This is a genomic window from Zunongwangia profunda SM-A87 (assembly GCF_000023465.1).
In the GTDB taxonomy this organism is placed as follows: domain Bacteria; phylum Bacteroidota; class Bacteroidia; order Flavobacteriales; family Flavobacteriaceae; genus Zunongwangia; species Zunongwangia profunda.
In genome coordinates, this window is record NC_014041.1 from 3,485,120 (window position 1) to 3,503,045 (window position 17,926).

15 protein-coding genes are annotated in these 17,926 nt (G+C 34.6%); 7 read left to right on the forward strand and 8 right to left on the reverse strand.

Annotated elements, in window-relative coordinates:
• Positions 1–507: 507 nt before the first annotated feature.
• Entirely contained in the window at positions 508–930 is a 423-nt protein-coding gene (locus ZPR_RS15180) for a DoxX family protein (RefSeq protein ID WP_041578979.1), read from the reverse strand.
• Positions 931–1,682: 752 nt separating this feature from the next.
• On the opposite strand from ZPR_RS15180, the gene ZPR_RS15185 reads away from it, so the two are divergent.
• Genes ZPR_RS15185 through ZPR_RS15200 form a run of 4 tightly spaced genes read left to right on the forward strand, consistent with a single transcriptional unit; the run spans position 1,683 to position 4,554 of the window.
• Positions 1,683–2,216 carry an RNA polymerase sigma factor gene (locus tag ZPR_RS15185; protein WP_013072616.1) on the forward strand — a complete coding sequence of 178 codons (534 nt, stop codon included), beginning with the start codon at positions 1,683–1,685 and terminating at the stop codon, positions 2,214–2,216.
• Positions 2,213–2,992: a HEAT repeat domain-containing protein gene (locus ZPR_RS15190; protein WP_013072617.1), complete on the forward strand. Its 780-nt coding sequence runs from the start codon at positions 2,213–2,215 to the stop codon at positions 2,990–2,992. The genes ZPR_RS15185 and ZPR_RS15190 overlap by 4 nt, the downstream gene beginning before the upstream one ends.
• Before the next feature lie 21 nt (positions 2,993–3,013).
• Positions 3,014–3,829 (forward strand): DUF4097 family beta strand repeat-containing protein, encoded by an 816-nt coding sequence (locus ZPR_RS15195; RefSeq protein WP_049771460.1) that lies wholly within the window; start codon positions 3,014–3,016, stop codon positions 3,827–3,829.
• Positions 3,830–3,858: 29 nt separating this feature from the next.
• A complete protein-coding gene (locus tag ZPR_RS15200; protein ID WP_148211741.1) occupies positions 3,859–4,554 on the forward strand; it encodes a DUF4097 family beta strand repeat-containing protein in 696 nt (231 codons plus the stop codon).
• A 225-nt stretch (positions 4,555–4,779) separates the two neighbouring features.
• Here ZPR_RS15200 and ZPR_RS15205 read toward each other — a convergent pair whose 3' ends face one another.
• The 7 genes from ZPR_RS15205 to ZPR_RS15235 form a co-directional block, all read right to left on the reverse strand.
• Positions 4,780–7,179, reverse strand: a complete 2,400-nt coding sequence (locus tag ZPR_RS15205) for a phosphocholine-specific phospholipase C (RefSeq protein ID WP_041578980.1) — start codon at positions 7,177–7,179, stop codon at positions 4,780–4,782.
• A gap of 121 nt (positions 7,180–7,300) precedes the next feature.
• On the reverse strand, positions 7,301–8,776 hold the full coding sequence (locus tag ZPR_RS15210) for a SusD/RagB family nutrient-binding outer membrane lipoprotein (RefSeq protein ID WP_013072622.1): 1,476 nt from the start codon (positions 8,774–8,776) through the stop codon (positions 7,301–7,303).
• Positions 8,777–8,799: 23 nt separating this feature from the next.
• The gene (locus ZPR_RS15215; protein ID WP_013072623.1) at positions 8,800–11,955 is read right to left on the reverse strand and encodes a SusC/RagA family TonB-linked outer membrane protein; all 3,156 of its coding nucleotides are present in this window, start codon (positions 11,953–11,955) and stop codon (positions 8,800–8,802) included.
• 595 nt (positions 11,956–12,550) lie between these two features.
• Positions 12,551–13,483, reverse strand: a complete 933-nt coding sequence (locus ZPR_RS15220) for a HipA domain-containing protein (protein WP_013072624.1) — start codon at positions 13,481–13,483, stop codon at positions 12,551–12,553.
• Entirely contained in the window at positions 13,476–13,808 is a 333-nt protein-coding gene (locus tag ZPR_RS15225) for a HipA N-terminal domain-containing protein (protein ID WP_013072625.1), read from the reverse strand. Before ZPR_RS15225 ends, ZPR_RS15220 begins: the two co-directional genes overlap by 8 nt.
• Positions 13,795–14,016 carry a helix-turn-helix domain-containing protein gene (locus tag ZPR_RS15230; protein WP_013072626.1) on the reverse strand — a complete coding sequence of 74 codons (222 nt, stop codon included), beginning with the start codon at positions 14,014–14,016 and terminating at the stop codon, positions 13,795–13,797. The genes ZPR_RS15225 and ZPR_RS15230 overlap by 14 nt, the downstream gene beginning before the upstream one ends.
• 166 nt (positions 14,017–14,182) lie before the next feature.
• Positions 14,183–14,410, reverse strand: a complete 228-nt coding sequence (locus tag ZPR_RS15235; protein WP_041578981.1) for a hypothetical protein — start codon at positions 14,408–14,410, stop codon at positions 14,183–14,185.
• Positions 14,411–14,668: 258 nt separating this feature from the next.
• Here ZPR_RS15235 and ZPR_RS15240 point away from each other — a divergent pair, with 258 nt between their 5' ends.
• The 3 genes from ZPR_RS15240 to ZPR_RS15250 are packed head-to-tail and all read left to right on the forward strand — an operon-like array spanning position 14,669 to position 17,923.
• Positions 14,669–16,018 (forward strand): hypothetical protein, encoded by a 1,350-nt coding sequence (locus ZPR_RS15240; protein WP_013072628.1) that lies wholly within the window; start codon positions 14,669–14,671, stop codon positions 16,016–16,018.
• Positions 16,019–16,077: 59 nt separating this feature from the next.
• The gene (locus ZPR_RS22625; protein ID WP_013072629.1) at positions 16,078–17,322 is read left to right on the forward strand and encodes a PDDEXK-like family protein; all 1,245 of its coding nucleotides are present in this window, start codon (positions 16,078–16,080) and stop codon (positions 17,320–17,322) included.
• Between the two features lie 19 nt (positions 17,323–17,341).
• Positions 17,342–17,923 (forward strand): hypothetical protein, encoded by a 582-nt coding sequence (locus ZPR_RS15250; RefSeq protein WP_013072630.1) that lies wholly within the window; start codon positions 17,342–17,344, stop codon positions 17,921–17,923.
• The last annotated feature ends 3 nt before the right edge of the window (positions 17,924–17,926 follow it).

Below are 17,926 nucleotides of genomic sequence, written 5' to 3' on the forward strand. Positions count from 1 at the left end.
TTTTATCTTTTATAAATTTTAAGCAGATCAGTACACTACATCTGCGTAAATCAATAAATACACTTATTAGGAAATTACTTTTTGCTTCGAGGCATCCTTCCCTAGCCTTTGATTCCATGGGTCGAGTAAACTACGCATCAATCCTCAATACAAAAAGAGGTGAAAAAATCGATATTTGTGAGTTTCAAAGCACTTATAGACCGTCTTCGGTTTGCAGAAAGCAAATGGCAGAATTTAATCTTGGTAATGTTTCCGGATAAAGTTATTCCTTAATGTTTTATTATGTTCAATCACTGGTAAAACAATGCAGCATGGCGAAAAAGAGAAAGAAAGTGAAACAGCTAAATTAAAAAATAACCGGCCCATGGACCGTTATTGTATCTTAAACTTTCGACCTTTTTATGAATTGCCTCTAAAAAATATAATAATCCGTTACTGATGATTATTGAAATTCACCAAGATTTTCAAAAGCTTTTATGGTTTCTACCTCTAGAGCATACACCGGGTTTATTTATTAAACTTTTCAATTAAATACCTGTCTGCTCCCGTAGACCAAAGAGCTCCATAGACTAATAAAGGCTGAAACAACAAACGGATAAAACGTTTGGTATCTGTATCCAATCCAAAGGCATCAATCCTATTCGTATACTGGGATATGTTTCCCGGAAAAATAAGAATATAAAACAAGGCTAACATCAATCCGGTACTAATTCGTTTTTCTTTCCATAAAATCATTAATACCCCCAGAGTTATTTCAACAATCCCAGAGGAAAGCACCGTTACGTCCATTAATGATTGATTTGCTGGTAACCAACGGGGCACCTGAGCCTGAAATTCTTTTCGCTTAAAAGTGAGGTGTGCTATACCGGCAAATACCATGGCTGAACCCATTAACAGTCTAACCACATTTCGTGTTCTGATACTTTTCATTTCTTTTTTCTAAAAGATAGTATAGAAAAAGAATAAGCGCAATTTTCAAATAGGCTTTATCAAATATTTCACATTATGCTACTCTTTTAATAGCTGAAATAACTTAAAAGTATGGAACTTGGGACGGTATTCTAAACTTTTTTGCCTTAGAAATACCCTTCTTTCACTTGTTGTGAAGTACTAAGCTGAGTATCGGTTTTATAACCTTCAATGGTTTTGGGCACTGCTGGTAAAATTTTGGTATTGATCATATTTAACTGAAATACCTCATCGAAATCTGTATTTGGACTGGCAATTCAAAAGTGTTTTTCACATATTCTACATAGAATATTCGTAATATATAATAGCCTCGTATTATCCGTGCTCTTACTTTCCGTTCCAAAAAATTTCTATAATTACATCTGCTATCTAATTTAAATCATTTATAGGCAATGCCAGAAGCCAGAATACACGATCCCTATACTTATGAGCATACCTCTAAATTGCAAAAAGTTTTCCGGTGCCTATAAGATTGCCTCAGCTTATTGAGGGTAATACAATATACCTGTAACTAAAATACTTTATAAAAAAATAGGCGTTGTGAAACCTTTTTAAAAATCTGAGGTCTTTATAGTAAAAGAGCTTAGGGCAATGAGGCATGTATCAAAACATCATTTTTTATTTCGAGGCATTCCGCTCCCGATAGCTATCGACAAGAGACAGGAACCCGAGCATTTAATCTCGATTATCGAGGAGTAAACAACATCAAAAACTTGAAAAACCTAACCGACGAAGAATTGATGAGCATGGTTGCTAAGGATCATTTGGATGAGATGCGGATACTTTATGAACGATATCATCAATGGATCTATAACTTTTTTATACAGATGATTCGCGATAAAGATATCTGTGAAGATTTAATGCAAACCACATTTTATAAAGCTATCAAATATCGCAAATCATACCAGGGTGGAAAGTTTGATTCCTGGATCTTTAGGATTGCCCGCAATCTTAGTTACGATTATTTTAAAGCTCAAAAAAACCAGTATCAAAATGAGGACCATACTATAATTCACCAAATTAAAGAAGACGAAGAGGATACGAATGATGATATCATAAAACTCAAAATGGTAATGCAAAAATTAACCCCTGAAGAAAGAGAAATAATAGTCCTTAGTCGTTTTCAGGAAATGCGCTATCTGCAAATAGCAGAAGTTTTAGGCAGTACGGAAAATGCGATCAAAATAAAAGCTCACCGTACCCTAAAGAAATTAAAAAAATTATTTTTTGAATCTGTAGAGATATGAATTGTAACGAAATAGAACAACGAATTTTTGATTATATGGAAAGACAGCTTTCTGAAAAAGAAATCCATGAATTCGAAAAGCATCTAAGCCAATGCGAAGCTTGCAGAAAAGAACTGGAAGAAACTAGAAGGCTAACGGAAACCATCAAGGTTGTTTCTTCAGAACAACCAAAGACCGGACACTTTACCTCTTTTGAAGACATGCTACAACGGGAAAAGCAGAAATTAAAAAATCATGAACCCAAAGTACAGGTACTATATTGGAAAACAGCTTTTCAAATTGCCGCTTCTATCCTGCTTTTGCTTGGAGGCTATCTTTACGGAGAGCATCGCGGCAAGGCACTGGCACAAAAACAAATCGTCCAGTTACAGGAACAATCACAGCAGCTTAAAACCAATATGACTTTAGCTATGCTTGATAATCGTTCTGCAAGTAAAAGAATACAGGCCGTCAATTATACAGAAGATATAAAAATGCCAGACAATCAGGTATTGGAAGCCATTATCGGAAGATTACAAAAAGATGATAATATCAATGTAAGGCTGGCAGCAGCTGGGTCATTATCGAGATTTCAGGAGAATCAGCTCGTAAAAGATGCTTTTATCTCTACGCTGGAAACCGAAGAGAATCCTGAAGTTCAGATTGCAATCATTCAGTTTCTGGTGCATGTTAAGGAGGAACGTTCGGTAAAGCCCATGAAAAAACTATTAAATCAACCCGAAGTACCGCAATACGTAAAGTATCAGGTTAATCAGGGACTTGCACAAATTTTATAATCAATCAAAAAAACAAGAGTAATGAAAAAAACAAGCATATTATGTATGTTGCTTATGCTTATTGGTAGCGTAGGCATGGCCCAAAAGGAGTTTAAAAAATCACTAAGCGGTATCTCCAGAATAGAAATCGAAACCAACACTTCCATATTTATAAAAAAGGGAGTATCAAATGAGTTTATTATCAGGGAAGGTTGCAGCAACTGTAAAAGTGAAGAAGAAGAAACGGGATCGACCTGGAATGATAAAGATTCTTCAATTGATGAAAAAGCTAAAGGTCTCACTCCTATTTACGCTGGTGGGGAGGATAATACCGGAGTGGGGATGTATATGGAGAAAGATGGGGAAAGTTTACGGATAAATGACCTTAAATCTTTTTACAATCGCAGGGGATTGACTATAAGCGTTCCGGCCTCAGTAGCCCTAAAGATAAACTGCGGAAATTTAGGTAATGTGAAGATTGAGAATTTAAGCAACGAGCTAGAAATAAATACCAATATAGGCTATATAAAACTAAACAATGTGACCGGCCCCATAACAGCACACAGCACTACGGGAAACATTGATGTGGTATTTAGCAGTGTTAATCAAACCGCTCCGATTTCCATCAGTTCTTCTACGGGTATGATCGATATAAGTTTACCCTCCAATACAAAAGCATCGGTAGAACTCAATTCTACTATGGGATCGGTATATTCTAACTTTAACCTCATCAAGCCAAGGGAAGACGGACTTAAGGCCATTGGCGGTCAAAAAGCCATTACGGGAGATATTAATAATGGAGGGGTAAAAATGAGCTTAAAAGCTTCTGTTGGAAACATTTATCTAAGAAAAAAATAATCACATTTATTAATCAAAAAACGAACATTATGAAACATCTAATCGTATTAACAATGCTCATTCTTTTTACTTCGGTTACCCAGGGCCAAAGACAGGTTGAAGAACAATTTAAAATAGCTAAAATAGAACAGATCAATTTAAACTTTAAATTTGCTTCTGAAATCAAAGTGGTACAATGGGATCAAAAGAATATCAATGTCAAAGCAAATGTTCTGATAGAAAATGGGGAAGGTAATGATGCTTACAGTTTAAAAAGTGAGACCTCTTCTAAAGACATCACTATTTATTCAGACTTTGGAGATTACTTCAAGCAAAAAAATAATATTGTACTCAATAATTGTGATCATAAAACTGAAATTAATTATGTGGTTTATGTGCCTAAAAACTGTAGGCTTAAAATAAAGAGCATTACCGGAAATGTTATTTCAGAAAACTTTTCAGGTAAACTGGAAACAGATTTGATATCGGGAAATGTGGAACTAAAAAAGTATGATGGAGAGCTTGCTTTAAAGACAATTAGTGGAAATTTAGATATTACAATGAAGAAAGCCGAAATTGATGCCAAAACCCTAACCGGAACTATCTATTCTGATCTTGATATTAACGTAATAAAAACTCATAAAAACTCTTCTATATCCAGTAGAATTCAAGGTATCGTTAGTAATGGTAGTGAAAGAGCAAAACTCGAAACTATTTCAGGTAATATTTATATGCGTAAAGAATAGTAATTTTATATCTCATGGCTTTCCATTAAAAGTTAGAAAGCCATGAGATAATTTTCCAGGAACTACCTTATGGTTTGCTCTAAGGTAATTTACCAAATTTCTGGTAGTGACATTGTCACCTATATCTAATCCAATATCGGCAAATCTTAATCGATACTATAGTAAGATGTTAAGAATACACAACAAAACTAATAGCTTTTAAAATGTCGCATATTTTTTTGAATTTTAAACCGATCTTCCCATTAAAGGGTCGGTAGTACTGGTTTTCCCATTTTCGATATGGCCGGCAAAACGTTGTTCAAACTCAGGGTATTCCGCTATCAAAATGCTGTAATCATACCAGCCAAATGAATCATGGACATCTATCTCCTTTTGATGGGTTCCTTTTTCTAAAACTACATTCACCGGTTTTCTATTATACGACTTATCGATGATAGCAACACTAATCTTTTGTTTTGTATCAATTTGAAAAACTGCACGCATCCTTTCTTTATTACCTGCTGTTTTCAATTTAATAGTAGTGGCTGCAAGCTGATTTTTATGCCCTCGAAATTCCCTGTAAAAACCATTAGGAGCATAAGCCTTGATAAAGAACTTATCGGAATGGAAAGGAAAATCATATTTTATATGTTCACCTTCACTTACGGTAAAATCATAACAGGACCTTTTAGCATCCTGAAGTAAAGAAGTCATATCATATACCTGAAATGGTGCTGCTCCTTTTTTAGATTTCGATAGCGTATTTTGGTAGGACATAGTAAGTTCCAACTTATCTTTTGAAGCCATATACCCGCAATCTAATGACAAATTATAAGGTAAAGCACAAGCAGGTTTGGTACCCGGCTCCTGCGCCGGCAATAATTTATTAAGTTGATCTTTATTTCTTAAATCCCTCAAATCGGTATCACTTAACATTTTATAATCCGAAGGCAATTTCTTTTCTTTCGCATCATAAATTTGTTGGATATAGGCGTCCCTTTTTACCGCCATTTCTTTTGGTACTGAGCTATCAGCATCCCTGAATACCGAAGTAAGGTTACCACAAATAGCCCGTCTCCAATCTCCAATATTCTCTTCAATAACTTTTTTACCTGTTTTCTTTTCTATAAAATGCTCCAGGAACTGTAACGAGGAGGTATGATCAAAAACTTCACTGTTTACATACCCTCCCCTACTCCATGGTGAGGCAACTATCATAGGTACCCGAAAACCTAAACCTAAATTATGTTTTCCGTCTACAAACTCTTCTTCTGTAGGGATATTGTTAGTCGCACCACTTCCCGGTTTAGGCGCTACAAAGGGAGGTACATGATCAAAATAACCGTCATTTTCATCATAGGTAACGATAAAAATTGTTTTTTTCCATTGCTCCGGATTTTTCGTTAAAATATCCAATACTTCAGATACGTACCAGGCGCCATACCATGGCGAACCGGGATGATCTGAAAAAGCACATGGGGCCACCAACCAGGATACCATAGGTAATTCCCCATTATCTACATCGTTTCGAAATTGATGAAGCACGTCTCCCTTTGGCACTTTAAGTTCCTTTTCTTCAAACTTCAAGTGTTCGAGTTTTCGATATTCCAGATAATTTTTATTGGTGATAAAGGCTTTATTATGTATTGCCTTTTGGTGATCGCTTAGCTTATTAAAATTAGCTTCGCTATACACCTCAAGATCTTTCCTAAGATTGGCGATTTTAGCCGTTAATTCTTTTTGTTCATTTTCTGAATGCTTTTCTGAATTTTCAATTTTTAACAGTTTTTCTAATTCTGACTGCATCCATGCCCTGTGCTGGGGGTGAAAACGAACATTATATTGTTTTATAAATTCCAAATCATTATCAGTAAAGTTAGCAAGCCAAAACTCTTCTTCTCCAGACAGACCTGTGGGAATACTAAGTTCGTTTTGATATACTCCCCAGGATATCCCGGCTTCTTCAAGGCGTTCTGGATATGTTTTCCAGCTCACATTTTTAAAATCGATCATTCCATTATCTACATGGGCTTTTGAAGAAGGATTATGTGCATCTTCACGAACAGTTCCCGCCCAGAAGTAATTTCTATTGGGACTGGTACCCGTTAACGTAGAACAAAAGCTTTGGTCACAAACCGTAAAAGCATCTGCAAAAGAGTAATAAAAGGGAAGATCTTCCCGGTCGTAATATCCCATCGTTAACGGCATTTTGGCATAGTCGGGATTCCCTGATTTTTTGGCTTCAAGCCATTTATCCATCTTACCATTATTTCTTGCAGCCACCATATCTTCCCAACCATGAGGAAGTGATCCCATCCAGGTGGATTTGGTATTTTTTATATCCAGACGAAATGGCGTTGCAGTTTTACCAGCATTATTACGCTGATACCACACTGGCAACCCAGTAGGAGTGTCTATCGCCCTGGGGTCATTAAATCCACGTACACCACGCAAACGCCCAAAACAGTGATCAAAAGACCTGTTTTCCTGCATAAGAAACACGATGTTTTCTGCATTTAAGTAAGTGGTTCCGGGATCAGCACTTATCGCTAAAGCCCGAGCTATCGATTGTGGCATCGAATTAAAAAGTGCTGTGGATCCAGCTAATAAAGAAGCTTTTTTCAGAAATGACCTTCTTGACTCCATAACTTATATTTTTTGAAATCTAATTATCAAAAATGATAATTAATTTTTTGAATAACGTTTTTTTAAAGCTTATAATTATAAATAGCAGCATCGTAAAAACAGATGCTGCTATTTCTATAAATTAATCAAGCCACCAGGGAAGTTGTCTTATCCCATCGTTTCCGCCAAATTGAGCGTTTATTGCGGCCTCCAGGTTTTTCGTATTATTATTATATTCTTCTACCGGATAAACAAACCTGTACGGTGGTGTTTGCCCTGTAGGATAATCAAATTCAGGATAACCGGTTCTTAGATAATCGTAATACTGTGACCACCCTGCCTGTAAAAAGGTGGCAATATACTTTTGCGTGATAATGGTTTCCAGTTGTTCTTCCTCAGTACCCTCAAGACCTAAAGCAGCCTGGTCCAGGTATTCTTCCACTTCTTCTACGCTTAAATATTCTGAGTATGCACTCGCATTGGATCTATAAAACTCAAAATTTGCACGAATAGCATTTTCAAAATGTGTAGCTGGCTGATCATTTATCCAGCCTCTCAACGAAGCTTCGGCAAGTATGAACTCGACCTCCCAATAACTTAAAATGTTATGCGGTTCGGTCGTAGGATCGGTATAATATCTTGCATTAACTTTTGATATGTTCCCACTGGCAACCAGGGTTTCATTGATTACCGAGTAGTTTTCCGAAGGGCTTCCTCCGTTATAGGAATCAAAATTATTGATCTCTAATCCCTGCGATGCAGCACTTGAAGTTTGTTCGGCTACGATAAATAAACGCGGGTCTTTTAATTGCTTCAATAAATCAATATAGGTAGCTGACATATACATACTTGATCCGTAACTACTCGAATTAAATTCGGTATAACGACTATCCTGCTGATCCTGAAAAACTAATTGTGCATTATCTTCTAAGGAGCTAATCATCATCCCGCGCGCATAAACTTCTTGAAATTTGCTTACGATATTTATTGATCCGGCAGTAGTTTTATTGGAAAGGCTTATTAATAGTTTCAATTCGTAAGCATTAATAAGTTTCAGCCACTTTCTGGCATCGCCGTTAAAAATGATATCACCTTCAATAGCCACATATTCCTCTATCATAGATGCCGCTTCATCCAGTTCAGTAATGATTCCTTCAAAAACGGTCTCCTGAGAATCATATGATGGCTGAAAATCATCTTCAGATTCGCCCTTTAAAGCTTCAGAATAGGGAATATCCCCAAACCGAAGGCTTAATTGATAAAAATAGTAAGCTCTAAAAAATTTACCAATAGCAATATAATTAGGACTACTAATGCGTTCAGCTTCTTCAATCATTTTAGTAACCTGTCTTAGATCATTAAACTCTCCAAAGCTACCATTACCCCATTTAAAATATTGATAATCGTTCTCTTCTCCCGTTTGTATAAGCATTCTTGAAGCATAAATCGGACTGGTACCGGTAACCTGAAAAGCTTCAGCCGAAATTTCTGTAAGTAATAACTGGGGATGAGTTTGGCTTACGTTGTTAGGATTTTCATTAAGCTCATCTAAATCCTGGCAGCTTTTTGTAATAAAACCTAAAAGAATGATTAAGGTATATATGACTAATTTTTTCATGAAATTAATTTTTAAGTTGAGGCTTAGAATTTAAAGTTTACTCCTAAACCAAGATATCTGGAAGAAGGATCCTGAATATTATTATTGTCACCCGTTTTATAGTCGGGATCTGTATAATAATCTCCTTTTTTTAGTACAAACAGGTTATAGCCATTAAAGCTCACATTGGCATCTTTAATGGTTTTACTATTTAAAAGATCAGTAAAATTATAGCTTAGGCTAATGCTTCTCAATTTTAAATAAGAACGATCAAAAACATTCGCAAAGGTTTCACTTTCATCCTCGGTCACTCGGGCACGATATGGATAATTTTGCGACCAGGTTTGCCAGCTAATAGGAGTGGTATGCTCTTCAAAAACACGATTATCTGAAACAATATTACCACTTACGTCCCTTACCAACTCACCACTCACAAGATTTACGCCCTTAGGCACATAGATAGCTTCTCCTGCGGCATATTCTTCATCACGATATTGAACAGATTTAGGATGTTTTCCTCCCCACCACATTTTTTCAACAACCTGAGACCGCAAGACACCTCCCCAAACACCATCCATGGCTATATTTAAGTTCCAGTTTTTATATTTAAAATCATTTACAAAACCAAAAGTCCAGTCAGGATCAAAATGCCCTAAATAAGATAAATATGTGTCTCTGGTAGGTAAGCCTGTGGAAGCATTCAAAATAACTTCTCCTTCTGGAGATTTCATCCATTCCTGATCGTAGTAACTATCGATACGATCATTTAGAGAAAGGTTTCCAAACTTATCTTCCCCACTTGTAATTTCTGTTAGTTTGGTTACTTTTTTCGACCAGTTTAATAGCGCCGACCATTTAAGATTTTCATTAACAATGGGTTTGAATCTTAAGGAAAGCTCCAGTCCGTTAGTTGTATATTCATTTCCGTTAATTTTTCTGGAAGAGAATCCGGAAGCAAGGGAAATAGGCTGGTTAATAATTTGATCGGTATCTACCGTATTGTAATAAGTAGCATCAAAAGCAAGACGATTATCTAAGAACGAAGTATTCAATCCTACCTCGAAAGAGGTTGAAGTTTCCGGAGAGATATTTGGATTAACAATACCTGAAGGATATACAAGACGTTGAACATTTGCAAAGTTCCCTGAACTATTATAATAAGCTGAAAGTTGATAAGGATCCAGATCACTGGAAACCCTGGCCCAGGAACTAAACAATTTTACATATTCGATATCCTCTGGCATTTCAAAAATATTACTTATTAAAGCACTTCCCGATAATGAAGGATAAAAATAGGATCGGTTTTCTTTAGGTAAAGTTGAAGACCAGTCATTTCTGGCAGACATCGTAATGAAATAGGTGTTTAAGAACTCTAAATCCAGAGTACCATACACACTATTAATCGCTTTTTTCCATAAATTATTTTCAGCTCTTACTGGTCCGGTAGAATTTCCCATATTATAAACTCCCGGTACCGTTAATCCATCGGTTGCCGCAAATTCTTGTTGGTACCTTCTATAAAATGTTGATGCACCTGCATTCACTACGATTTTAAAATCTTCTGAAATGGAATTATCATAAGTGGCCAGTACATCGTAATCGATATTTAACCTTCTTGTATTCCAGGTTTGATAAGATCCCTCTCTTGGCGCGCTATAGTTAAAATAAGATTTTGGACTTTCTAAATCTTCAAAATTTGATTTTAATACTCCAGATCCTCTTAATTGTAACCTGAAGTGTTCATCAAATTCATAAGCTAATTTTAATTGGGCATTCAATAAATCTGAATTATATTCTTTTTGATAATGATTGGCTCCAAACCACGGATTGTTATACCATGCATAGTTCCAGTTTGCCTGCCGGTATCCTTCCATTCCCGGTACCCATTGATGATTTTTAAGATCCTGCCCATTTACATCTTCTCCCATCCAAATCAAAAGGGTATACATATGTCCGCTAGGATTATACCCATAATTTGGATAATTAGGAGAATAAACTTTGTTGTAAGAAAGCTTACTGGTTAAACTCATCTTATCAGATAGCTGCGTTAAAGACTTATAACTTAGTCCTCCTTGTGATAAACTAGAGTTTGGTACGCGATCTCTATTATGCGAAAAATTTCCATTAATGCGATAATAGCCTTTTTCACTCTTTTGGCTTACGGTGAAATTAGTACTGGAAATTATACTTGTTCTTAGAAAATCGTCTAAATTGTCGTGTCTAACCCATGGTAAAGGCTGTCTTGAATACCTGGATCTGTTATCATATTGCGTACCGGTCACGCTACCATACCATGGAATAACTTCTCCGGTTTGGCTATCTACAATCGGACTGTTCCACTGCGGAATCAATAAATTTTCATCAAATTTTGGTCCCCATATCATATCACCATCGGCAATACCGCCGTCGGCACCATCCCAGAATTCATACTGCCCGTTAGAGCCATTTCCATATTCATGCTGGGTTTCCGGAAAAATAGCATAGCCTGCTGAAACCATGACATTTTGAGATATTTCTATGCTTAACCCATCTTGCGTAGCACTCTTGGTGGTAACCAGGATAGCACCGTTTCGTCCTCTAGATCCATATAGTGCAGAAGCAGCAGTTCCTTTAAGAACATTTATAGCTGCAATATTATTTTGAGGAACATCAAAAAAATCAGTTTCTACCGGGATTCCGTCAATAACAATTAAAGGCGTCTTTCCCCGTAACGAGAATGAAGGTGATTGAAACATCCCAGGAGGACTACTTACCTGAAGTCCCGCAACTTTACCAGAAAACAAATTGGCGACATTAGGCACCGGTAAATTCTCCAAATTATTGGTTTCTATCTCCTGTGTGGCATAACCAATTTTCTTTTCTGCTTTTGTAATTCCCAGTGCAGTTACTACAACCTGGTCTAAAGATTCGGTATTTACCTGAAGAGTTACTGTAAAATTATTCTTGTTTCCTACTGCAACTTCCTGGGTTTTAAAACCGATATAGGAAAATATAAGCGTATCATTTTGTACCGCGTTAATTAAAAAATTACCATCAATATCAGTAACAGCTCCAACCTGATTGCTGTTTTTAACACTTATGTTTACTCCTCCCAGAGGAAGACCATCAGGATCGGTAACCACTCCTGATATTTCCTGTTGACTATAACCTGTCCACGAGAGATTAATGAATACAAATAGTAATAGATAAAAATGCTTCATTGATATTATTTTTAAGTGAGTCGCAAACCTATTAAACGGTTTTAGCAAACTCGTTAACAATCTTTAAAGACATTATTATCTAAAAATGAATAGTAAATCAGTGAACAAAATCACAAATCACTGACTAATAAAACCTTATAAATATCGCTTGTTTTTATGTCCTTATACAGAATAACTATTTTATAATTAATTGTTAACGAATCTATAATCTGAAAGAAGGCGATTCGATAAAAGAATTGAAGATTATAACGCAGGTAGTTTATCTATTAAGAAGCTTACGAAGAATTAGTAAAGCAAGCCAAAGACTTGTCTAAAGACCAAGAGCGTTTAGCAAAAATGTAATGACTGAAGAAGTGCTTCAACTCTTGATCTTTAAAAAAAAGAAAAACTAATCAAAGACGAAGGGAAGAGCGTAAAGTTGGCAGCTTCACATTTATTGTAAATCCTTTTTGATTCCAATAAACAATTCTAATTCTAGAGTAGCAGAAAAAGAAAATAACTCAAAAAAATTGTACTAAATGGACTACAAATTAGGGGTAGTCCATTTATACTTATTATCTTTTTTAGAACCTTTTCCTTATAAAATCGCTACTATTTATTCGCGCAGAAGTATTTTATATCTATTTTCTAGCATGTTGATATACGCTTTTTGCATCTCTTCACTTAAAAATGAATTTCGAATTAGACCTATAGTCTTGTTTTTAGATTTTCGGAAGCGTTTAAAGACACTATTTACTTGTCTTTGAGTTAATCCTAAATCTAGGCCAAAATCAATTAGTAATTTTCTAGTAATTTTTTTCTTTTTCCCTGCAAGTGTTAAAGCTAACTCTTCCTCATCGTCTGGGTTTACGATGGATACATTCAATAAATCGTAAGCTGGAGAAAGCGTCCATCCATAATCTGCTTTTATCAAAGAAAAATTTTTTAAGTGCATATCATTATTTCCCGTTAAAAAGCTAAAAATACTTAATTCGTAATAGCGAAGCAGATCCAATAAGGTGTTTTCAGCATACTCGTTAATCGCTTTTCCGATGCGCTCCATAGAACCTCGATATTTATCGAATGCTTCTACAATCTGAAACATATCGATCATATGAATTTTTAATCCGTTATCTTTTCGATCTACTCGCTTAGTGATATAAGATAACTCCCCTGAAGAAAGCCGAATCAATGAATGTGGAACTACAGAAATATTGAATAATTCGGCCATTTTCATAGTGACGTGTTCATTCGCTGGCATTTCGGAATAATCTGCTGAAGGTGGTTTAAAAATAAAATTTCCGCCTAAAGCACCTACCACGGTAAGTCGCTGATCGCTACTATTTTCGAATAATGACATGGATAATTTGGGTTGCACACCAGGAACAGAGATACTACGCTCCACAACCTGCTCGGCCAGTTCTGCCATTTCCTGAATTGAATAGGGAATCTTAGGCGGCGCTTTTGTTCCGAAAAACTTTAAGCTACATTCTTCATGAAAGTCGCTTTCTCCAAAAAGCTCTTTGTAACAATATAAGCACTTACTCATCTTCGTCAAATATTGGTTCAACACTTACTGCGCCTATACAGTTTTTACAACAAGCCAATAATAATCCCATACGGTCATTTCTATTAATCTTCCAGTTTTTAGAAGCAATATCCAATAGCCAACCTTCAGGAATTAAACCTTCGAAAAAGGCAAAAAGCCGTTTTTCTTTATATTCTTTTTCACGAACAGGCATCGTAAACGTGACAAATTGATTAGGATAATTACGAACATAATCCTCTTCATATTGAAACACAAACTCGCCATCATTGGTTTCGGTCAATTTACCGCAATAAATGGTATCGTAAAAAATCTTAGCTTGCCTCATAAGTTTCTATGTCTTTTAAACCAACTGGTGCGAGCTTATGACCAAACATTTTTAGAACCTGGTTTACTTTATCCAAATTTAAATTTGTTTGATTTTGTTCAATTTTTCGAATAACGGTCAACGCTACCCCGGCACGATCAGCAAACTCTTCTTGCGTTAAGTTTACTTCTTTTCTCCGCGCTTTTACAAATGACGCCAATTCTTCCATTATATGTTTTAACGTATAATTTTAGTCAAATATAGTAAATTATATGCAATTCCATATAACATTCTTTAATAACTATTTATTATATGTTTTTACATATAGTTTCGAAATAAATCAAAAAACTTTCTATATAAGCAATTGAAACATCTCAACCTGCTAGAAGTATAAATCATAACTTTTCTAACCAATCATCAATATTATCAATTCGTTCCAAGTTTCCTCTTCGCGCTTCTTCAATAGCGGCTTTAGTAGCCTCATTAGGAATATTACCTATATCATCAGCTAATACTTTTTCTACGTAGCTATTTAAACTGCATTGTTTTGCCTTAGCTTCCTCTTTTAACATATCCAGGAGATCACTATCTAACTGCAATGTTAGTCTAACTTTTTTATCCATGATTTAATATAGAATTAAGCATTTAAAATAAATAATAAGACTTAAGGTGATAAGGTACCTATTTTTAGAAAAACTGCTTTTATATTACTTTTTAAACACTGTTTCAATTTTAATGCTAAAAATATGATGAATGCTAATTATGCATTTTTGTCACGGATTGATATAAAATTTTTATTATTTTTAACACTTAGTGACCTATTAAGCAATTCTATAACATCCTCTAGTATTTAAACTCGACTTGATATAAATTATCACTAAATGCCTATACAAAAGAAAACTTACGAACCCGATAAAGAAACAGATAGAGCTAAAAACATCAAAGGTGAAATTATATATATAGATGATGCCGAAAGTGGTCGAAAAGGTTATTCTTGCATAGGTTGTGATAAACCAATGCAGGCCAATATTCAAAGAAAAAATCCAACTCATCAATCCTATTTTAGTCACATCCCTGTAGATGTGAGTAAAGGTGAAAAGAAATGTACTTATAGCAACCGCGAACAACGAGAAATTATTGCTTCAGATATTTTACAGCGTATTAAGAGAATAAAAGTTCCAGACGTTGTAAAATACCCTCCTAAAGGAATTGATAAGAATCCAGTAAAGCTAAAACATTCGCAGTTTATAGATGCCTTTAAAGTAAGATCTGAACTAACATTTTATGAAGATGAAGAAGGAAACATACACTATGGAAAAAATCCAGAGATAAACGATCGTTACTTGTTATTAAGACCAGATGTAACTTTTTTTAATCATAACGGTGATCCAATACTATTTATTGAGCTTGTGGTAACCCATAAAATTAGTGATGAAAAGAAAATTAAGTTAAGAAGACTAGGGATAAATACTATAAGCATTATCGTACCTAGAGGGTCAGACCAGGAAATTGAAGAAAATTTTAGAAGTGTTAAGAATGTAAAATGGGAATACAATGAAGTCGAAGCCAGTACCACATATTTATCAGTTTCCAATAGAGCTACAGAAGGAATATTGGAATTTGATAAACAGCAAAGAGGAATTTTTGGAGAAACTACCTTATGCAGAAAAAGCAGAATTAACAACACTATACGGACAATTAAAAAGTGCCTGGGAGGAAAATCATACCATAGAACTGAACAAGACTTTAGACGAGAAATATTTAGAATTAAGGAAGCTACAGAAAGAGAAGAAAAAAAATTGGCTGAACTGGAAAGCGAATATCAGAAGGAAATACGAGCTGAATATGCAGGAGGGAATCTCGATATTGAAAACCAGGGAAGAGAAGTTGACTCAAAAGAGGAATCACTTCAACTTGAAATTGAACACTTGGAAGGAAGATATCATTCAAAAAGAGAACAGCTTGAAACCGCACGAAGAGAAGTTGAAGATTTTGAATTCTCTAAAAGAAAAATTGAGGAAAGAATCGGAGAAATCATTGAAGATAGAGAGCAAATTGAAGAAAGACTACTTGAAGAAATTAGAAGAGATTCCTCCCAACTTACCAAAAGAATTAGAGCTTTACTGGAAGCACGAAGATTTCTCGGGATTTACTCCACTGCTAAATGCGATAACGAAAGATACCAAAGGGCGTATGAACTTTTTAGAAAGGGAACTTGGGAAAAAGGATAAAACACTAGATTGGTTTATGGAAGAGTTTAAAAAAGAGATTGAAAAAAAGTAAAGATTAAATGCACAAACACAGAATCACTCCTGAAGCAACTAAGAATTTACTTCAGGAAGTTCAAAAAATCATCGAGAAACATAAAATTTTAGCAATAAAAAAAGGTGAAGATTTTAATTTATTTTCAATTATGCAGATGGAAAGTAATGAAACCTTTACCCATTCGGCAATTATATCTGCATTGCTTGATCCAAAAGGAAATCATTATAAAGGTGAATTATTTCTTGAATTATTTTTAGATGAAATTAAGTACGATTATACCGGAGAAAGACTGGAATTAACAGTAATTAAAACTGAATTCCATATTGGCAAAATTGACAATAAATGTGAGAAAGGAGGGTTTATCGATATTCTTATAGAGTTTTCATCAGGAAAAACTATTGCAATAGAGAATAAAATCTATGCTAATGATCAACCTGGCCAACTATATCGATACAAGCAATACAATAGAAAAAAAACAAGTATTTATTATCTAAATTTATTTGGAGTTAAACCTAGTGAACATAGTCACAAAACTCTCAAAGAAAACGAAGACTATAATATTCTTTCTTATCAAAATCATATTTTAAAATGGTTAAAAAAATGTATTGAGAATTCTACAAATGAACTCATCGTAAATAGTTCGATTAAACAATACTTTATTTTAATTCAAAAACTAACACATACTATGGACAAAACACGTGAGAAAGAATTAAAAAATGCCATTATTGATAATCTTGAAGCTGCAAAATACGTGAGTCATAACTACACTAATATAATTTATAATATAAGAGAACAATTTAGGCAACATCTTATTAATAGCTTGAAAACAGAATTAACTGTAGATTACGTAGTAAGGGAGGGGAAAACTCCTAATAATGAATTCTCTCATATTTTTATACAACCTAGAAATTTTAAAAATAAGAAAATTGAATTTGCTATAGAGTCCTTTAGTGGAAGAGGGAATCATGGAGGGAAATTATACATAGGAATAATTGATCGTCTTCAAACTAAACCGAACATTAAATTCATCAATACAACAGAAGATAAATATTTATCTGAATGGTGGCCTGTTACTAGGCTCATAAAAACGATGCAAGGAAACAATTTCCATTTAAATAGCGAAAGCTTACTTAAAAAGATTTCAGATCAAAATTCCCCAATGTGTGAAAAATTAGTCAATCATGTTACGGAACAAGCAGTAGATTTTATTCAGGAATACACATCAACATTACTAGAAGTTCAAAATAACGCCTTAAAAGAAGAAGCTTAATTTAAAAAGAGTAATTGTTTTGCAAGAAATAGATTCAAACAGCTTAATAAAACATTTTGAAGAATTGCAGGAAGTTTGTGATTTATGGAATCCTTTAAAGAATAAAATTTCATATAAAATTTTTACTAATAGAGATGGAACTCTAGAGGGTATAGGTCATTCAACAGCAATTAAAAAAATAGCAAATAAAATTTTTGATTACAATAAAAAAAAGCCTGTTACTATAAACGAAGACTTTGCTGGTCTTTACTTATTTTCAAAAGATAGTAAACCATTTTACTGTGGTATTTCCAGAAATGTAATAAAGCGCATTTTAGATCATCAGAAAGGTTCTACAAAATCGATGGCTACATTGGCACATAGAATTGCAAAAAATAAAAATTCAGACACATCAGAGCATAAATACCTTGAAGCCTTCAATGGAGAACGTGCGAAATTACTCGACTGTGAAATTTCTTTAATTAAATTTTACGATCCAGATTACGAAGCTTATAAAAATGATAAAATGACTCAACATAAGGAGGAAATAATGCTTTACCTTTTTGAAGTATTTGTTTCGGTACATTATAATACTGAGCATAATTCTTTCAGGACACATTAAATA

Bases quoted from the DNA above. Each gene is read 5' to 3' on its own strand.
- ZPR_RS15225 (WP_013072625.1), bottom strand. From the start codon at position 13,808: ATGAGGCAAGCTAAGATTTTTTACGATACCATTTATTGCGGTAAATTG.
- ZPR_RS15215 (WP_013072623.1), bottom strand. From the start codon at position 11,955: ATGAAGCATTTTTATCTATTACTATTTGTATTCATTAATCTCTCGTGG.
- ZPR_RS15210 (WP_013072622.1), bottom strand. From the start codon at position 8,776: ATGAAAAAATTAGTCATATATACCTTAATCATTCTTTTAGGTTTTATT.
- ZPR_RS15205 (WP_041578980.1), bottom strand. From the start codon at position 7,179: ATGGAGTCAAGAAGGTCATTTCTGAAAAAAGCTTCTTTATTAGCTGGA.
- ZPR_RS15240 (WP_013072628.1), top strand. From the start codon at position 14,669: ATGCCTATACAAAAGAAAACTTACGAACCCGATAAAGAAACAGATAGA.
- ZPR_RS22625 (WP_013072629.1), top strand. From the start codon at position 16,078: ATGCACAAACACAGAATCACTCCTGAAGCAACTAAGAATTTACTTCAG.
- ZPR_RS15180 (WP_041578979.1), bottom strand. From the start codon at position 930: ATGAAAAGTATCAGAACACGAAATGTGGTTAGACTGTTAATGGGTTCA.
- ZPR_RS15230 (WP_013072626.1), bottom strand. From the start codon at position 14,016: ATGGAAGAATTGGCGTCATTTGTAAAAGCGCGGAGAAAAGAAGTAAAC.
- ZPR_RS15220 (WP_013072624.1), bottom strand. From the start codon at position 13,483: ATGAGTAAGTGCTTATATTGTTACAAAGAGCTTTTTGGAGAAAGCGAC.
- ZPR_RS15235 (WP_041578981.1), bottom strand. From the start codon at position 14,410: ATGGATAAAAAAGTTAGACTAACATTGCAGTTAGATAGTGATCTCCTG.
- ZPR_RS15195 (WP_049771460.1), top strand. From the start codon at position 3,014: ATGAAAAAAACAAGCATATTATGTATGTTGCTTATGCTTATTGGTAGC.
- ZPR_RS15190 (WP_013072617.1), top strand. From the start codon at position 2,213: ATGAATTGTAACGAAATAGAACAACGAATTTTTGATTATATGGAAAGA.
- ZPR_RS15200 (WP_148211741.1), top strand. From the start codon at position 3,859: ATGAAACATCTAATCGTATTAACAATGCTCATTCTTTTTACTTCGGTT.